Origin of the sequence: Hymenobacter artigasi (assembly GCF_012275535.1) — a bacterium.
GTDB classification, from domain to species: Bacteria; Bacteroidota; Bacteroidia; order Cytophagales; family Hymenobacteraceae; genus Hymenobacter; species Hymenobacter artigasi.
Genome location: NZ_JAAVTK010000024.1, coordinates 39,105 through 50,684 on the forward strand (window position 1 = coordinate 39,105; position 11,580 = coordinate 50,684).

General features: G+C 61.8%; 13 protein-coding genes. 5 read left to right on the plus strand and 8 right to left on the minus strand.

The window, feature by feature from the left end; translation table 11 throughout:
- Window positions 1-194: 194 nt before the first annotated feature.
- Together HBN54_RS22010 and HBN54_RS22015 are read right to left on the minus strand one after the other, a co-directional pair.
- Window positions 195-1,907, minus strand: coding sequence for an FG-GAP-like repeat-containing protein (locus HBN54_RS22010; RefSeq protein ID WP_168675399.1), 1,713 nt, complete (start codon window positions 1,905-1,907; stop codon window positions 195-197).
- Window positions 1,908-2,179: 272 nt separating this feature from the next.
- On the minus strand, window positions 2,180-2,959 hold the full coding sequence (locus HBN54_RS22015) for an MBL fold metallo-hydrolase (RefSeq protein ID WP_168675400.1): 780 nt from the start codon (window positions 2,957-2,959) through the stop codon (window positions 2,180-2,182).
- 355 nt (window positions 2,960-3,314) lie between these two features.
- Between HBN54_RS22015 and HBN54_RS22020 the strand changes: the two genes are divergently transcribed.
- From HBN54_RS22020 to HBN54_RS22030, 3 genes are all read left to right on the plus strand, one after another.
- Window positions 3,315-4,493, plus strand: coding sequence for an MFS transporter (locus tag HBN54_RS22020; RefSeq protein ID WP_168675401.1), 1,179 nt, complete (start codon window positions 3,315-3,317; stop codon window positions 4,491-4,493).
- A 262-nt stretch (window positions 4,494-4,755) separates the two neighbouring features.
- Entirely contained in the window at window positions 4,756-6,831 is a 2,076-nt protein-coding gene (locus HBN54_RS22025; protein WP_168675402.1) for a heavy metal translocating P-type ATPase, read from the plus strand.
- A gap of 9 nt (window positions 6,832-6,840) precedes the next feature.
- Window positions 6,841-7,623, plus strand: coding sequence for a ZIP family metal transporter (locus HBN54_RS22030; protein WP_235955663.1), 783 nt, complete (start codon window positions 6,841-6,843; stop codon window positions 7,621-7,623).
- 139 nt (window positions 7,624-7,762) lie between these two features.
- Here HBN54_RS22030 and HBN54_RS22035 read toward each other — a convergent pair whose 3' ends face one another.
- The 5 genes from HBN54_RS22035 to HBN54_RS22055 all read right to left on the minus strand — a co-directional run bounded on the left by HBN54_RS22035 (window position 7,763) and on the right by HBN54_RS22055 (window position 10,049).
- A complete protein-coding gene (locus tag HBN54_RS22035; protein WP_168675403.1) occupies window positions 7,763-8,176 on the minus strand; it encodes a hypothetical protein in 414 nt (137 codons plus the stop codon).
- Between the two features lie 183 nt (window positions 8,177-8,359).
- On the minus strand, window positions 8,360-8,923 hold the full coding sequence (locus HBN54_RS22040; protein WP_168675404.1) for a hypothetical protein: 564 nt from the start codon (window positions 8,921-8,923) through the stop codon (window positions 8,360-8,362).
- A gap of 250 nt (window positions 8,924-9,173) precedes the next feature.
- Window positions 9,174-9,473, minus strand: coding sequence for a hypothetical protein (locus HBN54_RS22045; protein WP_168675405.1), 300 nt, complete (start codon window positions 9,471-9,473; stop codon window positions 9,174-9,176).
- Window positions 9,474-9,491: 18 nt separating this feature from the next.
- Window positions 9,492-9,653, minus strand: a complete 162-nt coding sequence (locus tag HBN54_RS22050; RefSeq protein WP_168675406.1) for a hypothetical protein — start codon at window positions 9,651-9,653, stop codon at window positions 9,492-9,494.
- A gap of 102 nt (window positions 9,654-9,755) precedes the next feature.
- Window positions 9,756-10,049, minus strand: coding sequence for a contact-dependent growth inhibition system immunity protein (locus HBN54_RS22055; RefSeq protein ID WP_168675407.1), 294 nt, complete (start codon window positions 10,047-10,049; stop codon window positions 9,756-9,758).
- A gap of 169 nt (window positions 10,050-10,218) precedes the next feature.
- Here HBN54_RS22055 and HBN54_RS22060 point away from each other — a divergent pair, with 169 nt between their 5' ends.
- Together HBN54_RS22060 and HBN54_RS22065 are read left to right on the plus strand one after the other, a co-directional pair.
- Window positions 10,219-10,605, plus strand: coding sequence for a hypothetical protein (locus tag HBN54_RS22060; RefSeq protein ID WP_168675408.1), 387 nt, complete (start codon window positions 10,219-10,221; stop codon window positions 10,603-10,605).
- Window positions 10,606-10,718: 113 nt separating this feature from the next.
- Window positions 10,719-11,138, plus strand: coding sequence for a hypothetical protein (locus tag HBN54_RS22065; RefSeq protein ID WP_168675409.1), 420 nt, complete (start codon window positions 10,719-10,721; stop codon window positions 11,136-11,138).
- A 170-nt stretch (window positions 11,139-11,308) separates the two neighbouring features.
- Here the strand turns inward: HBN54_RS22065 and HBN54_RS22070 are convergent.
- The coding region (locus HBN54_RS22070) for a hypothetical protein (RefSeq protein ID WP_168675410.1) at window positions 11,309-11,580 on the minus strand (272 nt) is incomplete at its 5' end.

Genomic DNA, 11,580 nt, shown 5'->3' on the forward strand with positions numbered 1-11,580 from the left:
AGTAGCCAACAATTAGTATACATCGCGTTTTTTAGGCTGAATAAGGGTCTGGCAACCCTCCCATTCAATCCTGAGACATACACCACGGCGACTTTACAATGCTATTAGGCACGTTAATCACCTAATAACAAGCCAAGTAACCAGATTCCGGCTCCGTAAACGAGAAGAATCCCCCCTCGCATCACTCAAACCCCTTAATCCACCAGCAGACGGCGTGTAACCGTTGTGGCCCCGGCCTGCACTTGCAGCACGTACAGGCCCGGAACGAGGTGCCGCAGGTCCAGTTCCTGGTGCAGGCCTGTGGCGGGCACCATTGCCTCCACGGTAGATACCAGTCGGCCCAAGGCGTCGCACAGGCGCAGGCGCACGGTACCTATGCCCGAGCCGGGCGGTACCCGCACGGTGGCCCGCGCATGGGCTGGGCTGGGAAACACCTCCACCTGTTCAGCCAGCAGCCCGGGCACCGTTGCCAGGGGCGCGCTGACCCCGAAACCGGTGGCCGGGCTGGTGCCGTGCGACGTCACGACTGCCAGTAGGTAGGGGCCTGCGACCAAGCCAGCCGGCACCACCAGCCCGATGGTGTTGGGCGTGGCCGTGTAATTAGTGCTGGTGAAGCTGGTAGCGGGCACGGTGGTCACAACCTGGGTATTACTGCTGAATGTAACCGCCGTGGCACCAGCCAGTCGGTTACCGGTGAGGGTGATGGACGTGCCCGCGCCACCGCTCACGGGGCCGGTTAGGTTTAGCACGGGGGCCTGGCTGAGGAATACACCCGCGGTGCCAGCGTTGAAGTTTGCCGACACCAGGTCGGGGGCCCCATCACCGTTTACGTCGCCGATGGCTACGCTGATGGGGCTGCTACCGGGGCCGGTGGCGTAGTTGGTGACCGGCCCAAACAAGCCTGCCCCAGTCCCCAGCAGCACCGACAGCTGGTCGCTGCCGAACCCGGCGGTCACCACGTCGGCAAGGCCGTCGTTGTTGACATCGCCCACGGCCATACCCACCGGCGCCGCACCGACGGGATAAGTGGTAACCGGCCCGAACTGCCCCCCGGAATTCAGGCGCACCCCCACGCTCCCGGCGTGGTTGGCCGTGAGCAGGTCGGGCTGGCCATCGCCATTCACGTCGGCCACGGCTACTCCCAGCGGCCCGGTCCCGACGCCCATACCATAGCTCGTGGGGCTCCCAAACAGGCCATTGCCCAAGTTGAGGAGGACCTGCACGGCGTCGGTGCCGAGGCTGGCCACGGCCAGGTCGGGCCGGCCATCGCCGTTCACGTCGCCCAGTGCTACGGCTTCGGGCTGGCTGCCGGCGGCGAGGGGGTAGGTGAGGGCCGGCGCAAACGAGCCATTTACGCGGCCCAGCAACACGGCGGCCTGCTCGTCGTGGCTGTTGCCCGTGCTGGCCCCGGCGACGGCCACCACATCGGGCTGGCCGTCGCCGTTCACATCGCCCAGCGCCAACGCGCCCGGGTTGCTGGTCATGCGCAGCGAAAACTGATAGCCGGGCGGAATGAGCATCCCGGCAGCGGTACCAATCAACACGCCGCCCGAGCCGGCACCGGCGACTACCACATCGGGCCGCCCGTCGCGGTTGAAGTCGCCCACTTTCAGGGCCACCGCCCCGGCGCCGGCCGCTGGCAGCACTTGTAGCTGGCCCAGGGTGCCATTGTTTTGCCCATAGAGCAGGCTCAGCGATTGGCTGGGGTCGTTGGCCGTGAGGAGGTCGAGGCGGCCGTCGCCGTTGAAATCAGCCAAGACTACCCCGAGTGGCGCGACGTTGCTGCCGACGCTATACGGAATCATGGCCCCAAAATTCTGTGCCCGCGCAGGCAGTACGGCTCCGAGCAGCCCAACTGCTGCCACCAGCCGTGCGGCTGGCACCCAAAAATGTAATGGTCGTTTCATCGGCAGCAAGATAAGCTGCTGCCTCGCCCCAATCCGTACAACGACTCCCGGGGACAAATCACCTGGCAGACTCGTTAGCTGCCCTTCAACGCTGCGGGCTGAAGGACGCACCCTGTCAAATCTAATTCAACAAACTTACTTCTATCGACTGTTATTCAGTCAGTTATATTGTATTCGGTTTGAGCAAGCAAAGCCGTATTAAGCACTGAAACCACGAAGCACGTCCTGCCAAGCCAGCGGCTTGACCGGACGTGCTTCATGGTTTTGTTACGTTACTGAGCGGCCGGATACCAGTTGCGCAGCCGGACGTCAATCTTCTTATTGGCCGTGTTCACGGTTTTTTTGAAGGCTGCTACATCGCTCAGGCCGTTCTGGCCCCGGTAGTGATAGGGGTACACAATGCCTGGTTTAAAGGCCAATACCCCCTGCGCGGCCTGATTTACGTCCATGGTGTAGGGCAGGTTCATGCACACGAAAGCAACGTCGATGCCCTTGAGGGCGCGCATTTCGGCAATGTCTTCGGTGTCGCCGGAAAGGTAAACGTTTTTACCGCCCAGGGTTAGCACGTAGCCATTGCCCCGGCCTTTGGGGTGCATGGCGTCGGCCGCTTCGGGCAGGTTGTACATCGGAACGGCCGCGACCTTCAGGCCCAGCGTGTCGAGCTGCTGGCCGTTGCTCAGGATGCGTACCTGTGCTTTGTACTGCGCCGGCAGCATATCGGCCACCGCCTGGGGCACCACCATCAGGGCCTTGCCCACGGAGAGGCCCGCCAGCGTTTTGGGGTCCAGGTGGTCGCCGTGAATGTCGGTGATGAGAATGACATCGGGCGCGGCCAGGCCGGCATAGGCCGCGGCCCCGCCGTAGGGGTCTACGTAAATGGTCTTGCCGCCCCACGTAAATACCACGCTGCCGTGCGTGATGGGCTGCACCGTGAGGGGGCCTTTTTTAGTGGCAATCTCGTCGGCAGCCGCGCGTGGCGTGGGGGCAGTTTGGGCCTGCGCCTGAACCGCAAATGACGCCAGGGCAGCCGCAAGGATTAGGGTGGATTTCATTTTTTTGCTGTGTTTTTAATAAGATAAATTGCCGTTTGTTTCCAGCAGACGGGCCCCGTGGGAGCTGGCGCTACCGAAAACCGGCAGCATAACCTGGTCACCCCGCACAAGTTCAGTACCTACTAAAAATGCCTGCACTTGCCCGCCGAAGCAGCTGCCAGCCCTGTTTTTGACTAACCCCGCTTGGTACAGACAGCTACCCCGCAAATCCATTGGCCCGCCGTCGGGTCAGTCACGCTTCGTCGCCGAAGGCGCGTATTTCCTGCCCGGCAAGCGCAGAAACGCCGTAGAGGAAGTGTAGCTGGCTGCTTTGCTGCTGCTCATGCGTGAATCATGGATTCCTAACCGCCACCCTATGCCTCGTTTCGCTTACCTGACCCGTGCGGTATGGCTGCTGTCGCTCATTAGCCTGTTCACCGATTTGGCGAGCGAGATGCTTTACCCGGTGATGCCGCTGTACTTGCAAAGCATTGGGTTTTCGGTGCTATTCATTGGCCTGCTCGAAGGGCTGGCCGAAGCTACGGCCGGCCTGAGCAAGGGCTACTTTGGCCAGTGGTCGGACCGGTTGGGCCGGCGGGTGCCGTTTGTGCAATGGGGCTACGGGCTTAGCGCGCTCACCAAGCCCATGCTGGCGGTGCTGGCCGCGCCGTGGTGGGTGTTTCTGGCCCGCACCCTCGACCGCCTGGGCAAGGGCCTGCGCACCGGGGCCCGCGATGCGCTGCTCTCCGACGAAACCACGCCGGCCAACAAGGGCAAGGTGTTCGGCTTCCACCGCTCAATGGATACGCTCGGGGCCGTGTTGGGCCCCACGGCAGCCTTGCTCTGGCTGGCGGCCCGCCCGGGTCAGTTCCGGCTGCTGTTCCTGCTGGCCTTTGTGCCGGGGGTGGTGGCCATTGGCTTCACGTTTTTCCTGCGGGAGCGGCGCGCGGTGCCGTCTAGCCGCCCGGTACAGCCGTTCTGGGCCGTGTTCAGTTACTGGCGGGTGGCCCCACCAGCCTACCGACGGGTCGTAGGCGCATTGGTGGCCTTTGCCCTTTTCAACAGCTCCGACGCTTTCCTGCTGCTGCTGGCCCGCCAGCGGGGCCTGTCCGAAGCGGGCGTTATTGGCCTGTACATTCTCTACAATGCCGTGTACGTGGCTGCGGCCTGGCCCCTGGGCTACCTGGCCGACCGCCTGGGCCCGCGCCGGCTGCTGGTAGCCGGCCTGGTGCTGTTTGCCGCCGTGTACGGTGGCGCGGCCCAGGCCCACGAGTGGTGGACATTTGCCGCCATTTTTGGCCTCTACGGCGTGTATGCGGCCAGTACCGAGGGAGTGGCCAAAGCCTGGGTCAGCAACCTCTGCGAACCGGCCGATACCGGCGCGGCCCTGGGCACCTTCGGCGGCTTGGGCAGCCTGGCCGCGCTGGTGGCCAGCTTAGGAGCCGGCGCGGTGTGGCAGTTGGCCGGGCCGGGCTGGGCCTTCGGGCTGGCGGCCGGTGTAGCATTGGTCGTAGCCTACTACCTGAGCCGCCTGCCGGCCAAGGCCGGCTCCTGACAGGGTACTGTAACGGTAGCTGGCACTTGTACCAGGGGTTTCAAACGTTGCTGGTCCAGGAATGGAGCGACGGGACCATGCAAGGCTCCTCGCCGGCGAGTTTCTCAACCAGGATACGCGAAGCGTTTCTACACCCCACACGCTCAAAACAAGGCTTCACCAGCCTTCAGCCAGCAAAAACAATAGCCGCAACGGGCACCGCTTAGCAGCAGCAACAACTCCCCTGGCCGCTCTGCTTTCCTCGTTTTTAAGTTTGAATTATATGCCTGACCCCATTTCCACCGACGAGCCACTGAACACGGCGAAACAAGCGGACCCCGCCAACGTCGGGGCAATCAGCCGCATCCAACTGACTCCTGAAGCCGCTACCGCGCCCCAGGGGCACGACGTGCCCGGCCACGACCATGGCCCCGCCGCGCCGGATGCCCACGCCGGTCATGACCACGGCGACCACGACCACGGCCCTGCCGGCGACAATCCCTACCTGGCACCCGGCATCAGCTTGCTACTGATGCTCACCGGCATTGCGCTGGACTACTATAAAGTCGGATTCTTCACCGGCTACGTGCGCCCTGGCTGGTACAGCGTGGCCTACCTGCTGGTGGGCTGGAAAGTGCTGCGCTCGGCCATTCAGAGCATTCCCAGCGGCAACATTTTCAACGAGTTTCTGCTGATGGGCATTGCCACCATTGGCGCGTTTGCCCTTGGCGAATATGCCGAAGGCGTGGCCGTGATGCTCTTTTACACCGTGGGTGAGCTGTTCCAGGATGCGGCCGTGAACCGCGCCAAGCGCAGCATCAAGGCCCTGCTCGAAATTCAGGCCACCGAGGTGGGCGTGCTGCGCGATGGCCAGCGCTTGGTGCTCGACCCCAAGGCCGTGGTGGTAGGCGACGTTATCGAAGTGAGGCCCGGCGAGAAAGTAGCCCTCGATGGCACCTTGCAATCGGTGCGCGGCACCTTCAACACAGCGGCCCTCACGGGCGAGTCGGTGCCCCAAACCATGCAGAAGGGCGAAACCGTGCTGGCTGGCATGATTAACCAGGACACGCTGAGCGAAATCACCGTTACAGCCGCGTTCAAAGACACCAAGCTGAGCAGGATTCTGGCCATGGTGCAGGACGCCGTGGGCCGCAAGGCCAAAACCCAGCAGTTTATCACCCGGTTCGCCCGCATCTACACGCCCATTGTGGTGGGACTGGCGCTGCTGCTCACCTTCCTGCCCTACTTTTTTGTAGACGGTTACGTGTTCCGCGACTGGCTGTACCGGGCGTTGGTGTTCCTGGTTATTTCCTGCCCCTGCGCGCTGGTTATCAGCATTCCGCTCGGCTATTTTGGCGGCATTGGGGCGGCATCCAGGGCGGGGGTGCTCTTCAAGGGGTCCAACTTTCTCGACGTCATGCGCGAGATTGATACCGTGGTGATGGACAAAACCGGCACCCTTACCAAGGGCGTATTTGCCGTGCAGCAGGTGGTGGCCGCGCCCAGCCAGACCGAAGCCCGATTCACCGCCCTGGCCGCCGCGCTCGAAGCCAAATCGACCCACCCCATTGCCCGGGCGCTGGTGCAGCACGCCCGGCCCACCGGACCGGCCCTCACCGTTGAGAATGTGGAGGAAATTGCCGGCCACGGCCTGCGCGGCCGCGTCGATGGCCAGGACGTGCTGGCCGGCAACACTAAGCTGCTCAACAAATTCAGCGTTGCCTACCCCGCCGAAATCGACCAGCTCATCGACAGCATCGTGGTGGTAGCCGTGGGCGGCCAGTACGCCGGCTACTTCACCGTGGCCGACGAAATAAAGGAAGATGCGGCTCAGGCGGTGCGGGAGCTGAAAGCGCAGGGCATAAAAACCATCGTCATGCTTTCCGGCGATAAGGACGCCATCGTGCAGCGCGTGGCCAAAACGCTGGGCATCGCCGAGGCTCACGGCGGCCTGCTGCCGGAGGACAAAGCCACCCACGTCGAGCGCCTGAAAGCCGCCGGCCACCGCCTGGCTTTCGTGGGCGATGGGGTGAACGACGCGCCCGTAGTCGCTCTGGCCGACGTGGGCATTGCCATGGGCGGCCTCGGCTCGGACGCCACCATCGAAACCGCCGACGTAGTGATTCAAACCGACCACCCGAGCAAGATTGCCACCGCCCGCCGCATCGCCGTGGCCACCCACACCGTCGTCTGGCAAAACATTTGGCTGGCTTTTGCCGTGAAAGCAGTGGTGCTCGCCCTTGGGGCCGGCGGCCTGGCCACCATGTGGGAAGCCGTTTTTGCCGATGTTGGCGTGGCCCTGCTCGCCATCCTCAACGCCGTGCGCATTCAGCGCATGGACTTCACCAGCAAGCCCTAGCCACCCCCGATGCTGCTCGCCATTCCCACCGCCGTTACCCCAACCTGGACAACGATGCTCGGTTTTTCGGTGCTGCCGGCCGTTGTGATGATTGCCGGGGCGGCGCTGGCCGTGTGGCGCGCGCCCGGCCCCCAGCTGCGCAGCGCAATCCTGCACTTCGCGGCCGGCGTCATCTTCTCGGTTGTGGCCGTGGAGCTGCTGCCCGACATCGTGCAGCACCACGCACCTTACGAAGTGGCCCTGGGCTTCGGCCTCGGGGTGGCTACCATGCTTGGCCTGCGCTACTTCACCCAGCGCCTCGAAAAGCAGGGAGCCGCTAAAGAATCGTCGGAAACGGCAACCGGAGCGGCCGCCGCCACTTTGCCGTGGGGCCTGCTCGTGGCCATTGGCATCGACATTTTCATCGATGGCCTGCTGCTTGGCATCGGTTTCGCGGCCGGCGCCAAAGAAGGCACCTTACTGGCCATTGCACTCACCATTGAGCTGCTTTCGCTTGGCCTGGCTACTGCCGTTGAGCTGCGGCAGGATGGCCACGGCAAGGGGAGGGCCGTGGCCATTGTGGCCGGCACCTCGCTCATGCTGCTCATCGGGGCCGGCATCGGCACCACCGTGCTGCGCGGGGCTACCGGCAACCTGCTCGAAATCGTGCTTTCCTTCGGCCTGGCCGCGCTGCTGTTTCTCGTCACAGAGGAGCTGCTCACCGAGGCTCACGAAGAAACCGAAACCCCGCTGCTTACCCTGTCCTTCTTCGTCGGCTTCCTGTTGTTTCTGCTGCTGGGCATGGTCGCCTAGCCTGAATACAATTAGCGCCTGTCAGCACGCTGCTTAAAGGGGGCCTCTCAGAAAACGGAATAAATAGCACGTTAAGGCATCCGACCGTTAAAATGAACTGCTTGGCCATCCCCGCCTAGTGCAACTGGCAGCCGCGCGTTCATGGAGCAAGGGCCAAGCTGGTTGCCCCGAAGCTCAAGCTATACTGACGGGCAGAAATGCGAATGGAGATAACACGGTTATCGGCCACCTCGTCGAGGTCAGCAAAGCCATCCGCCGCATCGATGGTAAAGGCCAGGTCCAAGTCGATGACTTCGAGCACGTCTTCGTCAAAGCTGACCGTGGGGAAAGCCGTCTGCACGTCGCGGACCGTGCTGCCAATGCCGATGCCACGGACCGTGCCTTGGTAAGCGCCCGTTACCTCAATCCGGACGATGAGGCCGGTGTAAATCAGTGAGTAAATGTGGAACGTGTCCCGATAAGTAAACCGGATCCAATCCGGGAATACGGCCTCCATCTCCCACGCGCCTTGGCGCAGGGAGTTCGGCTCAATCAGAGGAAGGCTGTCGAGCATTAGCCGGCGAACGGTGAACACGTTGTCCAGGAGCTTAACGGGGCCCACTCCCATGAGCGGTTCAATCGGAGCGGCTAAATCTAACGGCGGCATATTCGGCAGTTCTTACTAAACTGAAAAGTGATGCCAACAATACGCCCCTTTTTCGATTCGGACCGTTTGGCTAAACTGTCTAGCTCGCCACTAGTGCAGGTGGATTATCTGCTGCAACTGATTCAGATGTTCGACGAAGGGCTTGCCGTCGATATATATGTTTCCGAAGATGTCGCGTACCAGACTTCCGGAGTAGGCGTTCAGCCGGTCTTGTGCCAGCACAATGCGGAACTGGTACACGTTGCGGTTGTCCACGTACACCAAGCAATACCCCCGGTAGGGCTTCCCCTGCTTCCGCAGGGCCGCGTTCCGCTCCACAGCGAAGTCGTGCGGGAAAACCAGTTGATTCAATGTGTCAGCCGCTGCCTCGCCGAAGCGAGAAAACGCCGATGTGGCGAGCCGCCGTGCCACGGACGGGTAATCCAGGGAAGGAGCGTCCTTGGCAAAACGGGTGAAAGTGACCCGTTCAGTGCTGTCAGGGCTATTGGGCGGCAACAGGACGAGTTCTTGTCCGTCGTCTTCCAGGTGAGATGTCCAGCCGGGCGGAACGCAGAGCTTTTCCCGTCCTGATTCAAACACAGCCCAGTTGGCCAACTTCGGGCTATTCTCTCGTTCGAAGTGAGCGGACGTGACCTCTACCGTATCGACTGGCATCTGTGCAGCTGCTTGCAATTGTGCTTCGCTGACTAGTGGACCACATTGCGTACAAGTGACTACAAGAAAGAGGTACAGAAGGACGCGAGAGCGCAAAGTAGTAGGCACAGGGTAAATTATTGCGGCGAAGTAAGACCTGCTGGCAAAGGTCTATTAAAATCAATGGCTCCTATTTTTGAACGGAGAGCGTTTACTGCGGTACCGTTTCGCTAGACCTGCTGCGGCATCCACCCTGCGGGGCCGGGCGGGGCTAGCGGTGGAAGTCGACGAAGGAATCGCCGCGCTGGGGGGTAACGCCGAAGGAAAACCCGTGTACGGTCTCGAGCGTGAAGCTCGTGGGGGTCAGGACGCGCACGTAGCGGCGCGTGAGCACGGGGTCGTAGTTGCCTTGGCCGGGCCCAGCGGGCCCCAAACTGAACCCAATTTCCTCGCCCGTGCGGGCGTAGGTCCCGTCCTCGCGGGCGGGTACGGCCAGCGGCACCCCGTTGCGGACGTAGTCGAGCTTGGTGTAGGTGGCCGGGGCGAAGTCAAACTCCTGGCGGTGGGCCACCGTCGTGTCGTGGCTGATTTACCCGGCGGCCCCGTAGCGCACCAGACGCTCGGTGTCGGCCCGCCAGTGGCCTAGGAACGGGTCCACTGGCCCGGCGGCGGGCGCTGGGTCCGCGGCGGCGTGGCAGCCGGACAGGCCTGTAAGCAACAAGTAGCAACAGCAAGGTAGCAAGGTATTCATAGTGGTGAAGGTAAGCTGCCTGTCTAGAATGGCTGAGCTGCGAGTTCGACCGTTTCAAAATAATGCTCCTTCAATTGAACGGACCGCTCAACCGACGTGGTCCTAGGTCAAGGGCGGCGCTGAGCCCGTTAGTTCTTTTCTCACCATCAGCAGCCATTGCCGCATTTCCGCAGGCGTTTCGAAATAGCGGTTGGCATCGTCGGCGGCAGTTTCCCATTGGGCCGCGTCGGCCAGCAACCGGTCCAGTTCGGCCACGGCCCGGTCCACTTCGCTGGCCCGCGCATCGGCCTTGTACCGCGCCACCACCGCCTCGTCGGTCAGGTTATCAAAATCGGCATCTGGAAAGTAGGCGCAAAAGAAGTTCCACAGCCGGGGGTACAGTTCTTGAAAACTCATCAGGTGCAATATCGCTCCTTATTTTGAACAGACTACGTTTAAGCCACGCGCCGTTCAATGCATCCCCTTTGATGGCTTTCCGCGTTTGCCCGCGCTTACTTTTGCCCCGCCTTGATTTAGCGTTCGCGGCCCCTGCGTTGCCTGTATGGTACCCACCCGAATGGCCTTTTTGGCCACCGTCATTAAATTCGACCTCGTGGCGACCGTCCTAGTCGGAGCCGTGACCCGGCTGCCCATGGCCGTCATGGTGTCGCTGGTATTTTTCCGCCCCCTGGTGCTCTTCCTGGCCTTTGGCAGTGTCCTGCGGCTCACCACCCCGTTCGCCGCGCCAAGCGTCGCCCGGTTCGCGGGGGCGTGTGCCTTGTTCTACCTGTTGCTGCCGCTTTGCCTGTGGGCCCTGAAGCCGGGGGCCGGCTCGCTGTTCGCCGTTTACCGCTCCCCGCATACGCACGCGGACCTGTTTGCCGTCGTGTGCCTGCCGTTTCTACTGGCCTGCGGAATTAGCGTGTATCGGGCGTCTTTGCGGAGCCACCCAACGCCGGAAAGGAATGCCTAGCCCATTGATGTCCTCCTTTGCCTTTTCGACCGTTTCGCTGTACTCCGGGGGAATTACCAGTCCCCTTAAAAGCCGATCGCCCACTTGTTCCATCACCTGCTTAGCTTCGTCGCATGATGCACCCTGCCCGCTGCCTGCTGATTGTCTTCGCCGCCCTTGGGGGCTGCACATCCACCCCTGAGCCGCAACCAACGCCAACGGCTTCGCTGGTGGGCACGTGGACGTTCCAAAAACGCAGTTCTGTGGTCTGGACTGGAGGCACGCCCACGACCCAAGCCGATATGCAACCCGCGGGAGCTTACGCCACCACCTTTAACACCGACGGCACCTTCGTCTCGGTCACCTCACCGACGTATGGCTCGTGGACCGTTCGTGGCACCTATACGCACATGGGAAACACCCTTACCACGCGCGTTAACACTTCAACGGGCACCGAAATCATCGTGAAGTTGACCGACCACGACCTGATTACCGAGCAGGAATCCACATCTGGGGGCATCCGTACGGTGATGACCGAGGAGTATACACGGTAATCTTAGAACGCTCCTTTAAGCGATTCCGACCCTTTTCTTGAACGAGTTGGGCGATGATAAAAGGGTAAATGAACGAAAGCAGGCCGTTCCCATTGGAGTGGCCTGCTTTGGTTTGTTGCCGCAAAGAATCATTCAGAAAAAGGCAAAAGGCCTCGCTTTTTACTTATCATTTAGCGCTCAAAGTGGTAGCGTAACCCAAGGGAGAACGTAGCCGACAGGCGAGTGGGAACGACCGATTGCGCATTTACTAATTTGTTAACTACCCAATCAGCCAGCCCCTTGAAGCGCGGGTTCAGCCGATAACGTACGCCGGCCCCGCCGGAGAAATAAGTGCCGGTGCTGGAAGTGACGTAATCATAGGCTGAAACGGCCTTTCCGGTACTGTCGAGCACGGAACCCTGCTTGCGCAACGAAGAGTTGACCACCGTGACGCCGGCCAGCA

Excerpts from the sequence above, each read along its gene's own strand:
- HBN54_RS22020 (WP_168675401.1), top strand. The coding sequence starts at position 3,315 with ATGCCTCGTTTCGCTTACCTGACCCGTGCGGTATGGCTGCTGTCGCTC.
- HBN54_RS22050 (WP_168675406.1), bottom strand. The coding sequence starts at position 9,653 with ATGAATACCTTGCTACCTTGCTGTTGCTACTTGTTGCTTACAGGCCTG.
- HBN54_RS22025 (WP_168675402.1), top strand. The coding sequence starts at position 4,756 with ATGCCTGACCCCATTTCCACCGACGAGCCACTGAACACGGCGAAACAA.
- HBN54_RS22015 (WP_168675400.1), bottom strand. The coding sequence starts at position 2,959 with ATGAAATCCACCCTAATCCTTGCGGCTGCCCTGGCGTCATTTGCGGTT.
- HBN54_RS22040 (WP_168675404.1), bottom strand. The coding sequence starts at position 8,923 with ATGCCAGTCGATACGGTAGAGGTCACGTCCGCTCACTTCGAACGAGAG.
- HBN54_RS22055 (WP_168675407.1), bottom strand. The coding sequence starts at position 10,049 with ATGAGTTTTCAAGAACTGTACCCCCGGCTGTGGAACTTCTTTTGCGCC.
- HBN54_RS22010 (WP_168675399.1), bottom strand. The coding sequence starts at position 1,907 with ATGAAACGACCATTACATTTTTGGGTGCCAGCCGCACGGCTGGTGGCA.
- HBN54_RS22035 (WP_168675403.1), bottom strand. The coding sequence starts at position 8,176 with ATGCTCGACAGCCTTCCTCTGATTGAGCCGAACTCCCTGCGCCAAGGC.
- HBN54_RS22065 (WP_168675409.1), top strand. The coding sequence starts at position 10,719 with ATGATGCACCCTGCCCGCTGCCTGCTGATTGTCTTCGCCGCCCTTGGG.
- HBN54_RS22030 (WP_235955663.1), top strand. The coding sequence starts at position 6,841 with ATGCTGCTCGCCATTCCCACCGCCGTTACCCCAACCTGGACAACGATG.